Source organism: Ruegeria sp. CDSA193 (genome assembly GCF_059611885.1).
Window position 1 is genome coordinate 24499 of the sequence record NZ_JBXWPN010000009.1, and the last position, 19867, is coordinate 44365.

Genomic DNA, 19867 nt, shown 5'->3' on the forward strand with positions numbered 1-19867 from the left:
ATTCAGCACTTCGCCGTGGTGACGGCGGAGTGCTCCTTCCACTATCTCTCAAGATTCTGCTTTGGGCTCGGTATCGCCGTTCGCTGCTATTCACATCAGGGACTGATTGCAGTCCGAAGCGCGCGTTATCACACGCTTCGAATCAAGCCCTTCGAAAAGGGCCTCAAACTGCGATTTGGTCATCGTCATCACCCCGTCACTGACGCGTGGCCATTCAAAACCTTCACCCCCGATCCGCTTATAGATCAGCACAAGACCCGCCCCGTCCCAAACTATGAGCTTCAGCCGGCCCGTGCGTGTCGAACGGAAAACAAATATGGCAACACAGCATGGATCGAGATCGAATTCATTCAGAACGATCGCCTCCAAACCACCCATGCCTTTACGAAAATCGACTGGCTTGGTTGCGGCGTAGAATTTAAAGTTGCCAGCTGGTGAAATCATGAATGGCTATCCATCGCGAGTGCAATTTTGACCAAACAGTTCACCGGATAATTGGCAGGAAAGGCATGGTGCTTTCCCGGTGCGCCAGAAGATTGCGATTGTCAGTTTCTGGATCACGGCCTGGCTGCGTCTCTTCGTTAATAAGAACCTTTGAAAAAATTTGTTCTTCGTTCCGCGCGACGCTATTGACCCGTGAAGATTTCACGCCTGACCTCCATTTGTAGACGAGGGATTGCGAAACGTTGCAATCCTCCATGATGTCACCAACAGTCAGTTCACCGAGATCAAGTTTGGTTTTGACAAACCGCTTGAAGCCGGGTGGCCAGACACGGCGTCCTCCCGCATGCACCTAAATGGTGAAACCATAGACTTAGAATGATTGTGGTACTTGCCTCATTGCTGCCGCCTCTCGTTTTAGACAATATGCCATGGAAACAAGAGGCAGATCAGGGGCTAATTCGGAGGTCAGTTGCAACGCTTACGCTCAACGAATACATCAACGGATTCTACAATCCGGGCCGCCGACATTCAGCACTGAGCGGGAACATCCGGTCGCATATTAAGGGTTTGGGCATCCGTATTGAGAAAAAACCGGTGCAAGCAGCGCCGGTTTTCATGGTCTCATCCTAAGAGACTGCTAACGGTATCAGCCGAATACACGCCCCAGTGCGCCATCGACAGCATCGGTGATTTGGTCGATGTCATCCGCGGTGGCAATCAGCGCTGGTGAGAAGCACAGAGTGTTGTTCCGACCGGGGACCGAGCGGTTGGTGACGCCGATGATCACGCCCTGCGCCATACAGTCGGCCACAACGGCCTGCGCCAGTTTTTCATCGACCGGCTCACGGGACGCGCGGTCTGCGACCAGCTCAGCACCCAGGAACAGGCCCTTGCCGCGGACGTCGCCGACGACCTTGTGCTTTTCCATCAGCGCCTGAAGGTTGCCCGTCATCCGGTCACCCATAGCGACACAGTTGGCCAGAAGGTTCTCATCCTCGATGATCCGCATGTTCTCGATCGCGGCCGCTGGACCGGCGGTACAGCCACCAAATGTCGAGATATCGCGGAAGTAGCCCATCGGGTCCGAGGCGTCTTCTTTGAACATGTCAAAGACTTCCTCGGTGGTCACCATGCAGGCGATGGCGGCATAGCCCGAGGCGACACCCTTGGCCATGGTCACGAAATCCGGCTTCACACCATATTGTTGATACCCGAACCAGGTACCGGTGCGGCCAACGCCACAGACGACCTCGTCAATATGCAGCAGGATGTCGTACTTCTTGCAGATCTCCTGCACACGCTGCCAATAACCCTCTGGCGCTTCGATCACGCCGCCACCGGCTGTCACGGGCTCAAGGCACAGGGCGCCAACCGTATCGGGGCCTTCGCGCAGGATCACATCTTCGATCTGATCCGCGGCCCATTCGCCGAAATTCTCTTCGGGCGCGCCGTCCAGCTCGTGCTTGCGGTATTCCATGCAATGCGGCACGCGGATGAAACCGGGGGCGAAAGGCCCGTACTGCGCGTTGCGCTCGTCCTGACCACCTGCCGACATCGCTGCCAGGGTCGAGCCGTGATAGTCGCGGTCACGGTACAAAATCTTGGTCTTCTTGCCGCCGTATTTCTTGTGGGCGATTTGGCGAACCATCTTGAACGCCTTCTCATTCGCCTCGCTGCCCGAGTTGGTGTAATACACGCGGCTCATGCCAGGCATTTTCTCGATCAGCTTTTCGGCGAACAAAGCACCTGGGATCGAGCCCGCCGAGTTGGCGAAATAGCACAGCTTCATCAGCTGGTCGTAAACCGCCTTACAGATCGATTCGCGGCCATAGCCGACATTCACAGTCCATACGCCGCCCGATACAGCGTCCAGATGCTCTTTGCCTTTTTGATCCCAGACACGCATGCCCTTACCTTCGACAATGATGCGCGGGTCGTTGGTTTCAAAGGGTTTATGCTGGATCAAGTGGTGCCAAATATGGGCGCGGTCGGCTTCGACGACGCGGGAAAGATCGTTTTCGTTGAACGTGCCGTCCATGACATGTCCTTTCAAAATTAGCGTGTGCACATCTTACAGAGGCGGTGTCGCCTCGGCTTGTATATTCGATGGCTCAGATCAGCGTGAATGGCCAGTACAAGATAGGGCCAGATCGGGTAGGTTCGTATCGCCAGTCGGGCACAGCACGGTTATTTGGCCGCCTCAGCCCGTATTTCTACGGGTTTGTCATGGGACTATGTTTGTGTTCAATTCGCGCAACTTGCGATTTGGGAGGATCCGCAGATGACAGGGGCCAACATATATGAACGCCACTTGGATCAATGTCAGGCGAATTATACGCCGCTGTCACCGCTAAGCTTTATCGAACGGACGGCGCAGGTCTACCCTGATTACCCGTCAGTTGTTTATGGCGTCCGCCGGTATTCCTGGGCCGAAACCTATACCCGTTGTCGTCGACTGGCGAGCGCTCTGGATAGGCGTGGAATAGGGCGAGGAGATACAGTTTCGATCATCGCAGCAAACATCCCCGAACTGTACGAGGCCCATTTTGGCGTTCCCATGGCCGGCGCCGTGCTGAACGCGATTAACACCCGGCTGGACGCGCCGATCATTGCCTTCATCCTGAACCATGCGGAAACCAAGGTGCTGCTGGTCGATCCGGAATTTTCTACGGTTGTGCAAGACGCACTGGAACAGGTTGATCACGATATTCTCGTCATCGATATCGAGGATCCCAGCTTTGATGGTGGCGAGAAACAGGGCAGTCTGACTTACGATGCGCTCTTGGCCGAAGGCGATCCCGAGTTCGCATGGTCCCTGCCAGCGGATGAATGGGATGCGATCACGCTGAATTATACCTCGGGCACCACAGGCAATCCAAAAGGGGTTGTGTATCATCACCGCGGTGCGGCCCTGAATGCCCAATCTGATCTGCTGGACTGGGGCATGCCCCGGCATTCAGTCTATCTGTGGACCTTGCCGATGTTCCACTGCAACGGCTGGTGTTTCCCTTGGGCCATGGCGGCAAATGCAGGGGTCTCGGTTTGCCTGCGGGCGGTTCGGGATGAGCCGATTTATGCCGCCTTCCGGGACGAGAAGGTCACGCATTTCTGCGGTGCGCCGATTGTTCTGAACATGTTGGCCAACGCGCCCGATCACCTTAAGGATTTCGATCACGAGATCAAAGTGATGACCGCAGGCGCTCCACCTCCGGCGGCTGTGGTTAAGAAGATGGAGGATATGGGGATCGAGGTTACCCATGTCTATGGCCTGACCGAGACTTATGGTCCGTCCGTGGTCTGCGCCTGGAAGGATGAATGGAACAGCAAAGAAGGCGAAGAACGCGCCGCTTTGAAGGTTCGTCAGGGTGTGCGGTATTCGGCCCTGTCCGGCCTTATGGTGGCCGACCCGGATACGTTGGAACCCGTGCCTGCGGATGGCGAGACGCTGGGTGAGATTTTCATGCAGGGCAATGTTGTCATGAAAGGTTATCTCAAAAACTCCGATGCCACGGACAAGGCGTTCCGGGGCGGCTGGTTCGCCTCGGGCGATCTTGGGGTGATGCATGCGGATGGATATGTCGCACTCAAGGACCGGTCCAAAGATATCATCATCTCGGGAGGTGAGAATATCTCATCGGTTGAGGTTGAGGATATCTTGTACAAGCACCCCGCCGTGATGGAGGCCGCCGTGGTCGCCCGCCCCGATGACAAATGGGGCGAAACACCCTGCGCCTTTGTTGAACTCAAACCAGATGGGCAAGCGACAGAAGCAGAGATCATCGCGTTCTGCCGGGACAACATGGCCCATTTCAAGGTGCCTAAGACGGTGGTCTTCGGTCCTTTGCCAAAGACCTCGACCGGCAAGATTCAGAAGTTCAAGCTGAGAGATCAGGCGAAGGCATTGGGTTAAGGCTGGTCGAAGATCGACAGATCTAGATCCAGCATCTCACCCATCCAAATGGCGCGGTCGCGGTGGTCTGCTAGATGCTCGCCGGTTTCGGGATGGGTGAATATCGTCAACCCTTGCCGATTCAGCGTCAGCCAGGGAATGACCTGATCAAATGCGTCGGCTGCAAAGCCCAACTGGCAGCTCCACCTTGGATGTGGGCCTACATTGCGGGCGTGCATCCGCCCCATTGCAACTGGGAACAGGCGCACTGCTTCTTCACAGAGCTGCCGGGCGGTATCCTGCGTTTCTGCATCGAAATAGACATGGGCGTGATAGCCGATGATTTCGGGCATTGGGGCCTCCTGCATTTTGTTTTGAAGAACGTAAGGCAGGGGTCAGGCAATTCCCATTCGCATCGTCACACAGACCCTGTGCAGAGGATCAGGTGGGGGCGTGTTGATCGGGATGCGCTGCGGCAAAGGCTGGGTGTTTGGCGCAGGCGGCCTCGACGCCCAGGATACGGGGCAGGTCGGTCAGATCGACCTGATAGCGGCGGGCATTGTACATCTGTGGGATCAGGCACAGATCAGCCAGCCCTAGCTGCGGTCCAGTGCAATATGGGGTCTGTTGGAAACCGCCCAACTGGGCTTCGAACGCAAGCAGACCTGGTCGTATGAAATGGTTCATCCAGTTGCCAGGCATGCCTTCTGCATTCCCACTGAGCGCGGTTGCATGGCGTGCGACTGACAAATTGCAGACTGGGTGAAGATCAATGGCGATGGTTTGTGCCAGCGCCAGTGCTTGTGCGCGGATACCGGGTTCCGCAGGAAGCAACCCCAGACCCCGTGTCATGTCCAGATAGTCGATGATTGCCAAAGATTGCGTCAGCCGCAGCCCGTCAATCTCAAGCACAGGAACCAGCCCCTGCGGGTTGCGCCTCAGATGAGTGTCAGATTTGTGATCTCCGGCGACAAGATCGACAGACACCGCACGATAGGTGATGCCAGCCAAGTTTAACGCGATCCGCACCCGGTAGCTGGCCGACGAGCGCCAATAATCATACAGAACTACGCCACTCATCGCTGGCCTCCTGTTTACGTCAATTCTCGTTCAGCTTGGCGGCTTTTAGGGCTTCAGACAACACCTCGGCATTTCCGATATGGTTGGCTAGCACCAGTACCAGCCGCGCATTCAGCGCGTCGCTGTCGGTTTTATCCAGCCCGTCATGGGCGGCGATCAGTTCAAAATAGAAATCATCTGCATTGTCCAGATTAGGGGTGAGGATCAGTTGGGTCATCTCGCTTACTCCTTACCGGTGGCCCTGCGGATCGCCTGCCGGAATGCGTTTTCTTCGTACGTATCACGGCGGGCGGCCACGTGTTGATCGGGACGGATCAGATAAACCGCGCTGGTGGCATCCCCCAGATAGCGGCGCTTGAGCGCCAGGGTCGGATCGTCCTTAACGGACAACGCCAAGCGGGTTGCCAGAACCCCGTCTTCCTCAAGAGTGTCTGGTGCGTCGGCGTCAATCGTCAAAAGGGTAAACTTGCCCGCGAGTTTCGGCAGCAGGAACGCGGCGCCGAGGGGGGCATCCGGGCACGCAGCGCCGGGACGGGTAATATCTGGCCCGTTCAGCGCATCTGCGGAATTCAACGACGAGCCCGCATAGGTACAAGGTGTGCTCAGACGGCCGGAATTCACCAGAGGGCGCGCGAATTCGTAGTGCTCGCCCAGGTCAAGAACGGCGTCGCGCAACAGGCGGGACATCTGGGATTTCGGCGTGATGAAGTCGGTCGAGCGACTGGAATAGGCAATATTCTCATCAGCGGCCTGCACCCGTTCATGGCTGTAGCTATCCAGCAAATAATCGGGCGCTTTTCCGTCGATAACCAGCTTCAGCTTCCAACACAGGTTGTCCGAATCCTGCACACCCGAATTGGCCCCACGCGCACCAAACGGGCTAACCTGATGGGCGCTGTCGCCGGCAAACAGGACCCGGCCATACCGGAATCGCTCCATCCGGCGACACTGGAAGGTATAGATCGAGACCCATTCTAAATCGAATTCGACATCTTCGCCCAGCATCTCCTTGAGGCGCGGGATCACATTCTCGGGCCGTTTTTCCCGTTCCTTGTCGATATCCCAACCCAGTTGCAGGTCAATGCGCCAAACATTGTCAGGCTGTTTGTGAAGCAGGGCGGATTGCCCCCTGTTGAACGGTGGATCAAACCAGAACCAGCGTTCGGAAGGAAAGTCAGCCTCCATCACGACATCAGCTATCAGGAAGTTATCTTCGAACACGCGCCCGTCGAAATCCAACCCGAGCATCCTGCGGGCCGGAGAGTGCGCGCCGTCACAGGCGATCAACCAGTCGGCTTCGATGTTGTAGGGGCCTTCGGGGGTCTCTACCTCAAGCGTGACATGGTCCTCATGGGTGCCGATCGCCTCGACCCTATTGCGGCCGCGAATATCGATTGGCGCGCCTTCAGCTTGGAGTGCGCGCAAGCGGTCCACAAGGATCTGTTCTAGGTGATATTGCTGCAGATTGATAAATGCCGGATTGGCATAGCCTTGTTCTGGCTGCAAATTGAATTCATAGATCTGTCTTGTGTCGAAAAAGACCTTGCCGGTATCCCAAAGAACACCTTTCCGGACCAAGGGCTCTGCGCATCCAAGCCTGTCGGCTATGTCCAGCGTGCGCTGTGAAAAACAGATGGCCCGGCTGCCAAAGCTGACCTTGTCATTTTCGTCCAGAACGACAACCTCAACGCCCTGTTGTGCCAGATCAATAGCTGTGGCCAAGCCGATTGGCCCGGCGCCGATGACGATCACCTTGTGGCGTATTGCGGCTACGGCGTCCTGATCGGGATTTCGCGCGTAGGCGTAAAGCGGTATTTCGAAGATCTTGTTCATGGGGCTCTCCCATTGCGCTGCGCTGAGGGTCCTTTCCACCAGCCGTTCAGGCTCAGTGGTCCCGATCCCAGGGTCTCACCAATCCGTCCTGCGAAAAACGATCTGGATCAAATGCGACCGTATGTCCTTAACTCTGCAAGGCTTCCCACATCTCCAGATCTCGTTGGGCGGTCCAGATGCGCGGGGTGTCGATCCCGCGCGCCTCGTCATAGGCACGGGCGACGTTGAAGGGCAGGCAGTGTTCATAGATCGCGTAATCGGCGAATTTCGGGTCGCATTCGGCGCGCACCGCGTCCCATGCTTCCTTCAGACTTCCTCCGCGCGCCGCAACCTTGGCTGCCGGACGATAGGTGCTGTCGACAAAATCGCGGGTGTTTTCGATGGCTGCATTGACCATGTCCTTGCCGACCAGGGCATCGCCACGGCCTGGCGCAATGGCGTCGACATCAAACCACTTGATCTCATCCAGTGTATCGCCCCAGTCGCCGAAATGCCCATCGCCGCAGTAACAGGCCGAGTGATACTCGACGATGTCACCGGTAAACATCACATTCTGATCGGGTACATGGATCACGATATCGCCTGCTGTATGTGCGCGGCCCAGATGCATCAGGTCAATCCGACGTTTGCCCAGATATACCGTCATGGTGTCGCTGAACGTGGTCGTGGGCCAGGTCAGACCGGGAATGCTTTCGTGCCCTTCGAACAGGCGCGGGAAACGCTGGAACTCACTGTCCCAATCTTCCTGTCCCCGTTCCACCACCATCGCGCGGGCCATGTCTGACATCATGATCTGCTGCGCCCCAAAGGCGCTGGCACCCAGAACACGGACGGCGTGATAATGGGTCAGCGCCACATGCGTGATCGGCTTGTCGGTGATCGAGCGCACGCATTCGATTACCTTGTTGGCCAAACGGGGCGTCGCCTGTGCCTCGACAATCATGACACTGTCATCACCGATGATGACGCCCGAATTCGGATCCCCTTCGGCGGTAAAGGCATAAAGCCCGTCTCCTACCTCGGTGAACGAGATTTTCTTTTCCGACATGTCCCCTTGGGACGCAAATGCCTTGGCCATTTCTGGTTCCTTATCGCGAATATGGGTTTTCGAGAGCGGGCAGCACGGTTCCGGCACATTCGCCAAATCCGATCGTGTACCCTTTCCCCTTGGCCGCCCCTGTCAGGGTCAGCGTGTCGCCATCCTCGATAAAGCTGCGGCTTTCGCCGGTCTCCAGCGTTAGCGGCTCTTTCCCGCCCCAGCTGAGCTCCAGCATCGAACCGCGCTCGGGCTTTGTCGGGCCAGAGATGGTGCCGGACCCCAGCAGATCGCCGGTGTTCATCGGGCAGCCCGAGGTCGTATGATGGGCCAGTTGCTGCGCGGCGGAGTAATACATCTGACTATAGTTTGTCCGCGCAATGGTCGTCGGGGCCTTGCCGTCCGGGGCCATGGTGATCGACAGATCAATGTCATACAGCATCGGGCCGGGTTCTTTGAGGTGGGCCAGCAACTCAAAATCCCGCTCGGGCGTGTCACAGCGGAAAGGTTCCAGCGCCGCCTTGGTCACGATCCATGGGCTGATCGACGTGGCGGTGGCCTTGGCCTGAAACGGTCCAAGCGGCTGATACTCCCACGCCTGAATATCGCGGGCGGACCAGTCATTCAGAAGGACATAGCCAAAGATATTGTCGTCTGCCTCTTGTACGGAAATTGGTCCGTCAGAGGGCGTGCCCACGATGGCACCCATCTCAAGCTCTATGTCGAAACGACGGCTGGGAAGGAAGGCCGGAAGGTCCTGATCAGGGGATTTCAACTGGCCCCAAGGGCGGCGGATATCTGTTCCCGACACCACGACCGAAGACGCCCGGCCATTATACCCGATGGGAATATGCAGCCAGTTAGGGGGCAATGCATTCTCTGGTCCACGGAACATGGTGCCGACATTTTGGGCGTGGTGCCGACCGGCGTAGAAATCGGTATATTCGCTGACGGCAAAAGGCATGTGCAGCTCGGCATCTGCCTGCGCCACAAGCAAAGGCGCGACGTCCTCTTGTGCCGCGCTGCCTTCGGCCAGCAGATCCATCAGACGGTTGCGCAGGGCGGCCCAAACGGCGGGGCCTTGCTCCATCAGCGGGTTCCAGAAAGGCAGGTCGAACAGCGGTTCGTCGTCCAGAACGACCAGGCCCTCGGCCTCGGCAGCTGTGACATCAAGGATCATGTCGCCGATTGCAACACCACAATGCGGGTCTTCGCCGCCTGTCGAAAACACGCCATAAGGCAGGTTGTTCAAAGGAAAAGGGTGATCGGCAGAATTGGCCGAGCTCACCCAGGATTTCTTCAATGGCATTTTGTCTCCAAACCTCTGTCAGGGGCCAAGATTTTTCGTCGAAAAATCTGCGACCTCAATCGGTATTATTTCTTGCCCGGTGTACCGTCGAACTTTTTCTCAAGCGACGTCCAGCAGTCAATGTAATCATCCTGGAGCGGGGCCTCGGTCGCTGCAAATGATGTCAGATGCTGCGGGAACCGGGTTTCGATCATGAAGGACATCGTGTTATCCAACTTATCCGGTCCAAGGTTCGAATTCGACGCGTTGTCAAAGGCATTCTGGTCAGGTCCGTGCGGCAACATCATGTTGTGCAGACTCATGCCGCCGGGAACAAAGCCCTGTGGTTTGGCGTCATACTGGCCATAGATATTCCCCATCAACTCAGACATGATGTTCTTGTGATACCAAGGGGGGCGGAACGTATCTTCGGCCACCATCCAGCGTTCGCGGAACAGGACAAAGTCGATATTGGCCGTGCCCGGTTGTCCAGACGGCGCTGTGAGTACGGTGAAGATCGACGGGTCAGGGTGGTCAAACAGGATCGCACCCACCGGGCAATATGTGCGCAGGTCGTATTTGTACGGGGCATAATTGCCGTGCCAGGCGACTACATCCAACGGGCTTTGCCCAATCTTTGTGGTGTGGAACTGCCCGCACCATTTGACAGTGACGCTCGATGGTACCTCACGGTCTTCATAGGCCGCGATAGGTGCCTTGAAATCTCGTGGGTTAGCCATACAGTTGGCGCCGATCGGGCCGCGTCCGGGCAGTTCGAATTTTTGCCCGTAATTCTCGCAGACAAAGCCGCGGGCAGGGCCCTCAAGAACCTCAACCCGATAGACCAACCCGCGCGGCAGAATGGCGATTTCCTTGGGCTCAAGGTCGATGATCCCCAACTCGGTCGCAAAGCGCAGGCGGCCTTCTTGCGGCACCACCAGCAATTCGGAATCGGCCGAGAAGAAATAGTCATTCACCATCGATTCGGTGACCAGATAGATGTGGCTGGCCATCCCGACCTGCGTATTCACATCCCCTGCTGTGGTCATCGTGCGCATGCCTGTCAGCCATGTCAGCCCATCTTGGGTATGAGCGACGGGGTCCCAGCGATACTGGCCCAGGCTGGTAACATCTGGGTCAACACAAGGCGCCGATTTCCAATAGGGCAGGTCGATCTTATCGTAGCGATGCGAATGCTTCACCGAAGGGCGGATACGATAGCACCAGGTGCGCTCGGGTGGGTTGGCGGTAAAGGCAGTGCCGCTCAGTTGTTCGCCGTATAGCCCATAGTTGCAGCGTTGCGGGCTGTTCATGCCCTGCGGCAGCGCACCGGGTAGGGCCTCGGTTTCGAAATCATTGCCAAAGCCGGGCATATAGCCCGGATGGGTGCCAGCGGGCGTACTGGCCTGGATCATTTTATGCGGGTCTGTCGGATGGTTCATCCTTGGCTCCTGCTGTTTTCTGCTTGTGAAATAATAGTTGATTTTGTAACTAACAAGCATGACAAAGACAGAAAGTACCGAAAGAGACGGGTTTGATCTGCTGGATTTCCTGCCCTATCTGCTGAACCGGGCAGCCGAGGAAAGCGCACTGGAATTTCAGCGTGTATACAAAGACCGCTATGGGATGCTGCGCACGGAATGGAGAGTGTTGTTTCATCTGGGCAATTACGGAGAATTGAGCGCGAAAGAAATCGGTCAACGCGCCCGGATTCACAAAACAAAGATAAGCCGCGCGGTCAGCAGGCTTGAGCAGCGCCGATTTCTTGTCAGAACCGTCAGCCAGACGGATCGCCGCGTTGAACATCTTGCATTGACCACGGCCGGACGGTCGGTTTATCGCGAATTGCGCGGTATTGCGCAGCAATATGATGCTCAGCTTGCCGCAATGTTCACAGAAAACGAGGCTACCTTGTTGCGCAAAATGTTGCGAAAGCTGGCTGATATGAATTGACCTCTGGTAATTCGAACCTTTCGCTCCCAGATGGAAGCCAGAGCGGACACAGGAATGTGAAATGACAGCCCCGAACCAAAACGCGGCAAAATCAAATGATCTGATCAACTGGCTGGTGACGCGGGGCCTTGAAGGTGCCGAAAAAGAAGAATTGCTGGATGGCTATTGTACCCGTCTGATTGAACTTGGTGTGCCCCTGATGCGATTTCATGCGGCGCAATCGGCGCTGCACCCGGTATATGGCGGCACCGGATACAGCTGGTATCAAGACACCGGCGGTGACTATCAGAAATTCGAGTATTCAGAAGAGACTAGAGAAGACTGGATGAGCAGTCCTCTATATGCGATTTTACATCACGATCTTGACGGCGTCCATGAACGCATGGTCGATCAGAACGAGCCCAGCCGCTATCCATTGATCAATGAATTACGCGAGGCTGGTGCGACGGAGTATTACGCTAAAGGTGTGAATTTCGATCCGCGGTCGCAGACCTCAAAAAAAGCCGTAGATGGAGTCCTGTTGTCGTGGGCTTCGAACGCGCCGGATGGGTTTCGGGAACAGGATCTTGACCTTATCAATACGGCTCTGCCCCATTTGGGCCTGGCACTAAAGTCAGCCTCGAACGCGCGGATATCCAAAGATCTGATGCGCGTCTACTTAGGTCGGGATGCTGGACGGCGTGTTTTGTCGGGTGAAATTCGTCGCGGATCCCTACAGCAGATCGACGCCGTGATATGGAATTTCGACCTTGAGGGCTTTACCAGCCTCTCCGAGAATCTGCCCGGAATCGAGATCATCGATATGTTGAACGACTATCTGGCGGTTGCCGTTGGCGTCGTGCACGATAATGGCGGCAATATTCTGAAGTTCATGGGCGATGGACTGATGGCTATGTTCAATGTCGGCGAGATTGAAGAGGACGTGCAGGCGGCCCTGCAGGCGGTTCCCATGTTGCAGGACCGGATCGCCGAACTGAATGCGCAGCGCGAATCCGCTGGACTGCCGGTGGCCAACTTCACACTGGCCTTGCATGCGGGCGAAATTCTGTATGGCAATATCGGTTCTGAGACACGTTTGGATTTCACGGTGATCGGCCCAGCGGTGAATCAGGCCGCGCGTATCGCTGGCATGCATCGGTCTTTGGGGCAACGGATACTGATCTCGGATGACGTAGCCCGCGCGGCGCAGCCCTGCGATCAGGATCTGATCTCGGTCGGGCGCTATATGCTGCGCGGTGTGGCCGAGCCGAAAGAGCTGTTTACGGTTTATAATGTTGCCGGAACGCAATCAGGCGTTTGAGCGTCCGGTTTGAGCCCATTCTGTGAATTCGGTTTTCTCGCTGCGTGCGCTCGCAGCACGAAAATCTCCACGGCCGCATCATTCTCAGCGCCGCTGCGCGGTGTGAAAACCGGCCATTCAAGCATGCCGCTGCGAGATTTACTTCCCAGATTTACAGGTTGCGGGACGAAGGGTAAATTCGCTGCGGTTGCGCCGATGTCCGTTTTACAGCAACGGCCAGAAAAATCTCGGTGAACAGCTAACTCGCATCGCATTTTGTATCCGACTAAATCAGCAGCTGAGTTCGACCTGCCAACCCGTAAATGGATGGCGTACATTGGGTCGGAGATTGCTCAATTCAAAGTTCTTCAAATCACCGAGGAAAAACCACTCCCCCGGTACAATTGTTGCGTCGCACCCCGTAATCTGCTCCGCGGCGGATTCGACATCACTTCCAGTATATGATCCGCGTTGCCTTGGGATGCCAACCAATGCCGCTGATCTGTCATCCGAAGTAGCGACCATAAATGAAAGACCATCTATTTCAGCCACTTGAGGTGCCGGATTGCTTTGAGATGCAGGAGTTTCTGACAGTGTAAAACCCTCTACTTCCGACGTGGGCGCGACATCACAAGATGCCAAAACCACCAGCGAAGCTGATAACAAAAGAGCGTTCTTCATACATTGTCCCATCGAGTCATCAAGAGTGAACTCCACCTGTTGGCGCTGGTATAGGCAAAGGGCTATTTCCATTCAAGACTACACGGCGCTACAGAATTTGATTTTGACCCAGTTCGTATGAGTCGCGGCTCCATCACTGCGTCCCTAAGTGAAAACCCTTTCACTCAAACACACACCTCGACTTTTAGTAGCAGTCATTCGCTGCACTGCAACAGCTAGGAAGGATTGGGCTCCTAGCTGCCGAATGCACCGGCAGAAATGGTGTTCTCGGCTGACTTCCGAGAGCAGGCATTCACTCCGCTTGTACGATAACTTCGTCAGCGCGGTGCTGATGTCTGGGGATGGAGGGAGGATCGGAGGGCAAATCATGCCAAGAGTCCAACTTCCCGCTGTCACTCCGAAACGAAAAGCCTGGAATAAGGGCCGGATTGTCGGCCAGAAACGGCCGCTGCTTCCGAAACAGGTTTGGGCTATCCGTGCGCGTGTCTGTTATCCAAAGCAAAACCAAGCGGCCCGTTCAGTTCGAACTCTCTGAAAACACGCGCGATACGATTGCCTCTTGGATCACGTCACCGGAAATGATCGGCTGCCGTTTCATGTTTCCCAGCCGGTTTCACGACCGCTCGCATATCTCAACACGCCAATATGGTCGACTTGTGCGAGATTGGGTGGCGGCGATCGGGCTGGAGCCCAGTGGATACGGTACCCATTCGCTGCGCCGGACCAAAGCAGCGGAGATATACCGCAAAACCGGAAATCTCAGAGCAGTTCAACTCCTGCTTGGACACACAAAGGTAGACAGCACTGTCAGATACCTTGGTGTCGAACTTAAAGATGCGCTGAGCATCGCCGAGCAGATCGACATTTGAACCACGTTAGCGGGCCGCACTTGCCGTTCGCCAATCCGGATCGGACTCACATTCGTGCCGCAGCGGTTGTTCGATTCTAGCCCGTATTGACCGATGCTGCGGCTTGTATATTTTGGTAATAAGGGCGGATTCCGGACTTTCTCTGCATGAGCGAGCCGATCATGGTGCAACGTTGAAAGCCGACATACACATTTGCTGCAAGCCAGGAATTTCTCTGCACCGCCGCATGGCGGCTGAGAGCCCTTCGCAACAAATGCTGCGGACGGAACGAATGGCTGCTATGACGAGTTGGCTAGGAAGCAGTATGAGGTTTACCAAACTCAATGTTCGAAAAGGTTCTGTGTCTTTGGGCGTGGGGATCACCTGAAACACCTATGCAGCGATTAGGTGCATTCTTGATGATGTTGGTGTCTGTTTTTGCCGCCGCAATCACTTTGGGTGCTGTTTCTCAGGCTCTCGACAACACTTGGACCGTCTCAGGAGTAGCCGCAAGTGTATTTGGTGTCGGAGTGATGTCACTCTTACTCCCCACCGGGCTGGCACACGGTCTTGCGGCGGCTTTTCCTCTGATTTTTGATCGTTGGAAGCATAAGCGAAACATGCGATTGGGAGACTATGTGATGCTACAGCTGGATGGACTTAAGTTCTTTTATTCGCTTTTAGGTTGGGCTAGCTCAATTGGATTGGTCGTACTTATTGCGTATCTGCTAGTGTCCTAGGTCGCATAGCCCGTCTCGTTTCGTCAAACACTGCAGCCATTTGAGGGTTTGTTCCAAATGACCGCAAAGTCCGCAGAGCCGACATCAGGCGCTCCTTATTGTTGACTCTCGAATGTCTGCTGAGAGCCCTTTCTGACAAATTCTGCGGAGGGATTGAATGTCCGGTCTCGAAGTGTCACGCGATCCAATCTAAGACTACGCTATCACTATTGGAGATCGCAAATACGATGAACTATGTCTCCTTCTTCTGGCACTCATACTGGCCGCGATCTGGTGAGCCTTTTGTGGTTGAAGGCGTGCTACGGGCTTTGCACAGGCAACTGGTGCTAAGATTTTCGGATTTGTTTCAAGTTTGCTAGACATAGCAGTTGGTATTTTCAATAACGAAGTCGCGTTGGGAATTTTGGATTGCGATTGGGGGGGAATGTATTGGATGTTGAAAAGTCTGAGGCAGAGGCTTCGTTGAGTGACCGCGAAGCAAACTACCTTCTCGAAGAGTACAAAGCGCTAAGGGCTTCAATCGAGGCAGACACTGAAAGAAACTTTCGTCTCGAACGAGGGGCCTTCGCAGCGCTAGTGGTCATCTACGGATTGATTTTCAGCGATAGCTTCCTGATTAGCAACGAGTTCGAAACATGGGTATGGTTTGCGCCACCTTTTGTCTCGCTATTCTCGCTGCGTAGAACCTTTCTGCATCGCGTTTTCATAGAAAGTATCAGTGAATACATCCGAGCGAATATCGAACCTGTTATCGGTCCAAAAGCAGGTGGTTGGGAGCAAGAGCGATTTGCAGCAAGCCAAAGAAGAGTTCGGTACTTCTCGACAGACTATCGGCCAAGTAGGCTCTGGCTACTTATTTTCTTGGCGACCGCTGTTGCGGCTTTAACAAAGGTTTTTGGCTTCCACTAGGCCTCCTATTTGTGAACTCTCGAATGTCCGCTGAGAGCCCAAATTGACACCGGCAAAGCAATGCCAGACATATGCAAAATGACCGTTCAAACAGTTCACTCTTATTGGATAACAGCCTCTGGCCGAGAAGGATTCTCTGGTTCGGTTGAGGCCTGCTTTCCCTATTGGAGCTTCACCAAAACTGTAATTTCAATCTGTGCTTTGAAACTAGTTGAACGCGGGAAACTCGACCTGGACGCCACGCTGAAGGGCGAACGTTACACCCTTCGCCAACTTCTAAAGCACACCTCTGGTCTCCCAGATTACGGGCAGTTTTCTGAATATCACTCAGCCGTTGCGGCCAAGGAAACACCTTGGACACGCAACAAACTACTTGATGTGGCGCTTGCAAAAGGAATGTTGTTTGAGCCGGTACAAGGTTGGTCTTATTCCAACATAGGCTACATGTTTGTAGTCGAGCTAATCGAAGCGACGCTGGAGACGCCGCTTCGTGAGGTTATTGCCGATATGGTGTGCAAGCCGTTGGGCCTGAACAGTATTGTGCTTGCAGAAACATGCGAACAATTTCGGAGGGTACATTGGGAGGCCGCGACTGACTACGACCCAAAATGGGTCTACCATGGGTGTTTGATCGGAAACGCGCCAGATGCCGCGCGGCTACTGCACGCGCTTATGTCTGGTCATCTGTTGCAGCCAGTTACCATGCGCCAAATGTTAGATGCAAAAATCCTTGGCGGTGCTATTCCCAACCGTCCATGGACAGAATGTGGATATGCTCTTGGCCTGATGTCTGGTGCTTTGAATAGTGTGGGTAAGGCGGTAGGGCATTCCGGTGGTGGACCGTTTAGCGTAAACGCAGTCTATCATTTTCCTGACGTTACTGATCCAATCACTGTGGCCTCGTTTACAGATGGGACCGCTGAGGGTGTTGCCGAGTTTGCAGCGGAGAGGCTAGCCGAAGATCAATGACTGCTTCGTCCGCATAGCAGACCTTGAAGCCCTCAGAACCGGCTCAATGTCCTACTGAAAATGTCGGATGACCGGTCTGAGCCCTTCCTGTGAGTTCACTGTTCTTGCTGCGAGCGCACGCAGCGCGGATTTTTCTGCTGTTGCTGAATTTAGACGGTCGCAACGCGGCGAGAAAACCGGCCGTTTAAACATATCGCAGCAAATCTGGAATCATCAATTCATAGGTCGCGGACAATGCAGAAGATCGGCATTCGCGACCCGAGGTCCACCTTAGTGAGCATCGCGAAAGCAGGGAAAGCGCCACAACGGGATCCGAAAATTTGATGCGGTTATTCTCTCAGCCTAGTTCAATGTGGAAATTAGAAGCTAGTATCATGCGTGAAGTCGTGGCGCATGCTCTTCCCTATCGTCCACCAAAGCTGAAGGGAGTCCCTTTCAGGTAAGGTTGGTGTTGATACCATTTTCAGGGTGTTCTTTTGGGATAGAGTGAAAGCGGTAATTTGTAGAGAAAAGGGCACCAATGGATCGACGTGAGAGCGCATTAGACGCAGCCAAGAAGACAGTCTTGTCGCATCAGCGGCACATAGACACTGCGCCGAAGTTTGCGCTTGCTGAAGGGCTTTCGGTCGAAACCAGCGCGAATTGCAGTTTTCAGTTCACTGCACCGTTCCGGGAATGCGTCGGCGCCGAAGATGCCGACAAGAATTTTTGGGGCCCATTGCGAAGTTCGTTTTCTCCCCTTCAACGCAGACCGGACATATTTTTTGCAGGCTACAATCACCTGAGCGATGAACCTGGCGTTTGGGTTGCTTCTATGGGGCACCTTCTTGGTCTGTTCGATCAGCCGTTTCTCGGAATGCGTCCGACCCGACAGTCAACAATGCTCAGATACGCAGAATTCAGCCTGGTCGTGGACGGCAAGATAACCGAAACAACGATGTTCCTGGATGTGCTGAATCTGATGGCGCAGGTGCGGGCCGAAGCACTTCCGCCGTCGACCGCCGCGACGATGGTGACGCCCGGGCCGCGCACGCATGACGGCCTGCTTTTCAACAGCCAACCTTCGAGCGAAGGCGAAAAGACTTTGAAGCTGTTTCTCAGGATGATCGACCGTTTGCTGGCGGAAGATGTTCACACAACAAACACGGATCTGTCGTTGGATTGGAAGGAAGACATGATCTGGTGGGGGCCAGGCGGCATCGGTGCACCCTACACCCAGGAACGCTATCTTGAGCAGCATTGCGTTCCCTTCGAAGAAGGCTTGAAGTGGGGCGACTTTTTCGGTCACCGAACGGAGTTCGCAGAAGGCCACTATGGTGGATTCTTCGGTTGGCCCACATTTGATGTGACCTCGCTTGGGGGATATATCGGGCTTGCCCCGAAGTCCGAGAAGAAGGCGACGATGCGCGTTGTCGACCTCTATCGGCGGGAGGGTGACAAAATCGCTGAAAATTGGAACTTCATTGATCATCTGCACTTTCTTGAACAATTAGGTGTCGATCTTATTGCGCGACAACGCCTGCTGACCGGATTGGATTGAGGTTTTGATATTTTAAGAGAATCGAGTATAGTCGACATCGCATACGTATGCGATGTCGAGCGACCAAACTGCTCGTATCTGCTTCTAAGCTGACCCAACGAGGTCGAACCCAGGGAGAAAAACATGTCTATCATCACTCGTCTGGCAGTTACTTCAACTGCGCTTGGAATGACGGTCGGGGCTGCGTTCGCTGATTGTCCGGTTACCAGCGGAAGCGTCAGAATCCTTGCCAACGACTTTCCAGCGCTGCATGCGGTTGTCGATAACGCCGAAGCGTGCGTCGGAGAGGGTGCGGAATTCTCGAAAAACCACTCAACCAAGCACAATGAAATACAGGTTGCAGCGCTCACGGCCAATCCGGCTGAGTATACGACTAAAATCGTAGCGAACTCGTCCATCGTTCCTTTGTTGAATGATGGGCTGATACGCCCGCTGGATGATCTCGTCGCCAAGCACGGTCAGAATTTGCAACCAAACCAGCTAATTCGTGTCGATGGTAAGATCATGGCGATTGCCTTCATGGCCAATGCACAGCATCTGATCCTGCGCCAGGACATTCTTGACCAGGTCGGCAAAGGGGTGCCGACATCCTACGAAGAGGTGCTTGATGTTGCCGAAGCCATCCGCGCGGCTGGCATCATGGAATACCCTTTCGCAATGCTGACCAAATCGGATTGGAACCTCGGCGAAGAGGTCGTGAACATGTATCTCGGTCACGGCGGCGAATTTTTCAAGCCCGGCACGGCTGAGGTGTCCATCAACAACGAAGCAGGCGTCGCGACGCTGAACATGCTGAAATCGCTGATGGAATATTCCAACCCTGACTTCCTGACCTACAATACTGGCGCAGTCGTGCCGCTTTGGGAATCGGGTGAGTTAGCAATGGCTGTCATCTGGGGATCGTCGGTGGGTGGTCTGCTCGACGACGAGGGTTCTACACCTGAAATCGTTGCGGCGACGATGCCTGCCGGTGCGATGACTGTTGCGGGCGGTTCGACGCCAGCGTCATCGCTCTGGTGGGACGGTTTCACCATCGCCGCGAATATCAGCGATGAAGATGCCGAAGCTACTTTCATTGCGATGGTCAATGGCATCTCTGATGACATGGTCATGGCTAATAACGACAAGGCCGTTTGGTTGATGGAAAGCTACAAACCAGGCGTCGCTGCTGAGGGCGTCGCGGCCGTCGCAGGTGCCGGTGCCGAGCCTTATCCGATGCTGCCCTACATGGGGCTTCTGCATTCGGCATTTTTCCAAGAGGTGCCAGACTTTCTGCAGGGCAACGAAAGCGCTGAACAAACCCTAGCTGACATCGAGGCGGCTTATACCGCTGCTGCAAAGGAACAAGGGTTCCTCAAGTAAACACTCAAATGGTGCG

Annotated in this window: 18 protein-coding genes and 1 pseudogene; 9 read left to right on the forward strand and 10 right to left on the reverse strand. The window is 54.9% G+C overall.

Annotation, left to right across the window (positions count from 1 at the left end; genetic code table 11):
• Positions 1–90: 90 nt before the first annotated feature.
• Both tnpB and AC2FLG_RS16475 read right to left on the reverse strand, forming a co-directional pair.
• Entirely contained in the window at positions 91–444 is a 354-nt protein-coding gene (gene tnpB / locus AC2FLG_RS16470; protein ID WP_496703611.1) for an IS66 family insertion sequence element accessory protein TnpB, read from the reverse strand.
• Positions 445–1090: 646 nt separating this feature from the next.
• Entirely contained in the window at positions 1091–2482 is a 1392-nt protein-coding gene (locus tag AC2FLG_RS16475; protein WP_496707109.1) for an aminotransferase family protein, read from the reverse strand.
• Between the two features lie 243 nt (positions 2483–2725).
• On the opposite strand from AC2FLG_RS16475, the gene AC2FLG_RS16480 reads away from it, so the two are divergent.
• Positions 2726–4354 (forward strand): acyl-CoA synthetase, encoded by a 1629-nt coding sequence (locus tag AC2FLG_RS16480; RefSeq protein ID WP_282022212.1) that lies wholly within the window; start codon positions 2726–2728, stop codon positions 4352–4354.
• Here the strand turns inward: AC2FLG_RS16480 and AC2FLG_RS16485 are convergent.
• The 7 genes from AC2FLG_RS16485 to hmgA all read right to left on the reverse strand — a co-directional run bounded on the left by AC2FLG_RS16485 (position 4351) and on the right by hmgA (position 11012).
• Positions 4351–4686: a DOPA 4,5-dioxygenase family protein gene (locus AC2FLG_RS16485; RefSeq protein ID WP_281973544.1), complete on the reverse strand. Its 336-nt coding sequence runs from the start codon at positions 4684–4686 to the stop codon at positions 4351–4353. The genes AC2FLG_RS16480 and AC2FLG_RS16485 overlap by 4 nt on opposite strands.
• 88 nt (positions 4687–4774) lie before the next feature.
• Complete coding sequence (maiA, locus tag AC2FLG_RS16490) at positions 4775–5413, reverse strand: maleylacetoacetate isomerase (RefSeq protein WP_496707111.1); 639 nt, start codon at positions 5411–5413, stop codon at positions 4775–4777.
• Positions 5414–5432: 19 nt separating this feature from the next.
• Positions 5433–5630, reverse strand: a complete 198-nt coding sequence (locus tag AC2FLG_RS16495; protein WP_142639098.1) for a DUF2783 domain-containing protein — start codon at positions 5628–5630, stop codon at positions 5433–5435.
• A 5-nt stretch (positions 5631–5635) separates the two neighbouring features.
• Positions 5636–7246 (reverse strand): FAD-dependent oxidoreductase, encoded by a 1611-nt coding sequence (locus tag AC2FLG_RS16500; protein ID WP_496707112.1) that lies wholly within the window; start codon positions 7244–7246, stop codon positions 5636–5638.
• Positions 7247–7373: 127 nt separating this feature from the next.
• A complete protein-coding gene (locus tag AC2FLG_RS16505) occupies positions 7374–8324 on the reverse strand; it encodes an MBL fold metallo-hydrolase (protein ID WP_496707114.1) in 951 nt (316 codons plus the stop codon).
• 10 nt (positions 8325–8334) lie between these two features.
• Positions 8335–9591 carry a fumarylacetoacetase gene (gene fahA, locus AC2FLG_RS16510; protein WP_282022216.1) on the reverse strand — a complete coding sequence of 419 codons (1257 nt, stop codon included), beginning with the start codon at positions 9589–9591 and terminating at the stop codon, positions 8335–8337.
• Between the two features lie 65 nt (positions 9592–9656).
• Positions 9657–11012 (reverse strand): homogentisate 1,2-dioxygenase, encoded by a 1356-nt coding sequence (gene hmgA, locus AC2FLG_RS16515; protein WP_496707116.1) that lies wholly within the window; start codon positions 11010–11012, stop codon positions 9657–9659.
• A 58-nt stretch (positions 11013–11070) separates the two neighbouring features.
• On the opposite strand from hmgA, the gene AC2FLG_RS16520 reads away from it, so the two are divergent.
• Positions 11071–11523, forward strand: coding sequence for a MarR family winged helix-turn-helix transcriptional regulator (locus tag AC2FLG_RS16520; RefSeq protein WP_142639108.1), 453 nt, complete (start codon positions 11071–11073; stop codon positions 11521–11523).
• A gap of 61 nt (positions 11524–11584) precedes the next feature.
• Positions 11585–12823, forward strand: a complete 1239-nt coding sequence (locus tag AC2FLG_RS16525) for an adenylate/guanylate cyclase domain-containing protein (protein ID WP_282022217.1) — start codon at positions 11585–11587, stop codon at positions 12821–12823.
• A gap of 270 nt (positions 12824–13093) precedes the next feature.
• Here the strand turns inward: AC2FLG_RS16525 and AC2FLG_RS16530 are convergent, their stop codons facing one another.
• Positions 13094–13483 carry a hypothetical protein gene (locus tag AC2FLG_RS16530; RefSeq protein WP_496692096.1) on the reverse strand — a complete coding sequence of 130 codons (390 nt, stop codon included), beginning with the start codon at positions 13481–13483 and terminating at the stop codon, positions 13094–13096.
• A 367-nt stretch (positions 13484–13850) separates the two neighbouring features.
• Here AC2FLG_RS16530 and AC2FLG_RS16535 point away from each other — a divergent pair.
• From AC2FLG_RS16535 to AC2FLG_RS16560, 6 genes and pseudogenes are all read left to right on the forward strand, one after another.
• Positions 13851–14352 (forward strand): annotated as a pseudogene (locus AC2FLG_RS16535) (tyrosine-type recombinase/integrase).
• Between the two features lie 323 nt (positions 14353–14675).
• Positions 14676–15071, forward strand: a complete 396-nt coding sequence (locus AC2FLG_RS16540; RefSeq protein ID WP_496707117.1) for a hypothetical protein — start codon at positions 14676–14678, stop codon at positions 15069–15071.
• 429 nt (positions 15072–15500) lie between these two features.
• Positions 15501–15980, forward strand: a complete 480-nt coding sequence (locus AC2FLG_RS16545) for a hypothetical protein (protein ID WP_496688766.1) — start codon at positions 15501–15503, stop codon at positions 15978–15980.
• A 78-nt stretch (positions 15981–16058) separates the two neighbouring features.
• Positions 16059–16949 (forward strand): serine hydrolase domain-containing protein, encoded by an 891-nt coding sequence (locus AC2FLG_RS16550; RefSeq protein ID WP_010443740.1) that lies wholly within the window; start codon positions 16059–16061, stop codon positions 16947–16949.
• A gap of 880 nt (positions 16950–17829) precedes the next feature.
• Positions 17830–18489 (forward strand): ester cyclase, encoded by a 660-nt coding sequence (locus AC2FLG_RS16555; RefSeq protein ID WP_496702271.1) that lies wholly within the window; start codon positions 17830–17832, stop codon positions 18487–18489.
• 123 nt (positions 18490–18612) lie between these two features.
• Positions 18613–19851 (forward strand): ABC transporter substrate-binding protein, encoded by a 1239-nt coding sequence (locus AC2FLG_RS16560; protein WP_496702269.1) that lies wholly within the window; start codon positions 18613–18615, stop codon positions 19849–19851.
• Positions 19852–19867: the final 16 nt, after the last annotated feature.

Excerpts from the sequence above, each read along its gene's own strand:
- AC2FLG_RS16560 (WP_496702269.1), top strand. The coding sequence starts at position 18,613 with ATGTCTATCATCACTCGTCTGGCAGTTACTTCAACTGCGCTTGGAATG.
- AC2FLG_RS16525 (WP_282022217.1), top strand. The coding sequence starts at position 11,585 with ATGACAGCCCCGAACCAAAACGCGGCAAAATCAAATGATCTGATCAAC.
- AC2FLG_RS16495 (WP_142639098.1), bottom strand. The coding sequence starts at position 5,630 with ATGACCCAACTGATCCTCACCCCTAATCTGGACAATGCAGATGATTTC.
- AC2FLG_RS16530 (WP_496692096.1), bottom strand. The coding sequence starts at position 13,483 with ATGAAGAACGCTCTTTTGTTATCAGCTTCGCTGGTGGTTTTGGCATCT.
- AC2FLG_RS16540 (WP_496707117.1), top strand. The coding sequence starts at position 14,676 with ATGTTCGAAAAGGTTCTGTGTCTTTGGGCGTGGGGATCACCTGAAACA.
- AC2FLG_RS16475 (WP_496707109.1), bottom strand. The coding sequence starts at position 2,482 with ATGGACGGCACGTTCAACGAAAACGATCTTTCCCGCGTCGTCGAAGCC.
- AC2FLG_RS16550 (WP_010443740.1), top strand. The coding sequence starts at position 16,059 with ATGACCGTTCAAACAGTTCACTCTTATTGGATAACAGCCTCTGGCCGA.
- AC2FLG_RS16480 (WP_282022212.1), top strand. The coding sequence starts at position 2,726 with ATGACAGGGGCCAACATATATGAACGCCACTTGGATCAATGTCAGGCG.
- tnpB (WP_496703611.1), bottom strand. The coding sequence starts at position 444 with ATGATTTCACCAGCTGGCAACTTTAAATTCTACGCCGCAACCAAGCCA.
- AC2FLG_RS16505 (WP_496707114.1), bottom strand. The coding sequence starts at position 8,324 with ATGGCCAAGGCATTTGCGTCCCAAGGGGACATGTCGGAAAAGAAAATC.
- AC2FLG_RS16520 (WP_142639108.1), top strand. The coding sequence starts at position 11,071 with ATGACAAAGACAGAAAGTACCGAAAGAGACGGGTTTGATCTGCTGGAT.
- AC2FLG_RS16500 (WP_496707112.1), bottom strand. The coding sequence starts at position 7,246 with ATGAACAAGATCTTCGAAATACCGCTTTACGCCTACGCGCGAAATCCC.
- AC2FLG_RS16555 (WP_496702271.1), top strand. The coding sequence starts at position 17,830 with ATGCTCAGATACGCAGAATTCAGCCTGGTCGTGGACGGCAAGATAACC.
- fahA (WP_282022216.1), bottom strand. The coding sequence starts at position 9,591 with ATGCCATTGAAGAAATCCTGGGTGAGCTCGGCCAATTCTGCCGATCAC.
- hmgA (WP_496707116.1), bottom strand. The coding sequence starts at position 11,012 with ATGAACCATCCGACAGACCCGCATAAAATGATCCAGGCCAGTACGCCC.
- AC2FLG_RS16485 (WP_281973544.1), bottom strand. The coding sequence starts at position 4,686 with ATGCCCGAAATCATCGGCTATCACGCCCATGTCTATTTCGATGCAGAA.
- maiA (WP_496707111.1), bottom strand. The coding sequence starts at position 5,413 with ATGAGTGGCGTAGTTCTGTATGATTATTGGCGCTCGTCGGCCAGCTAC.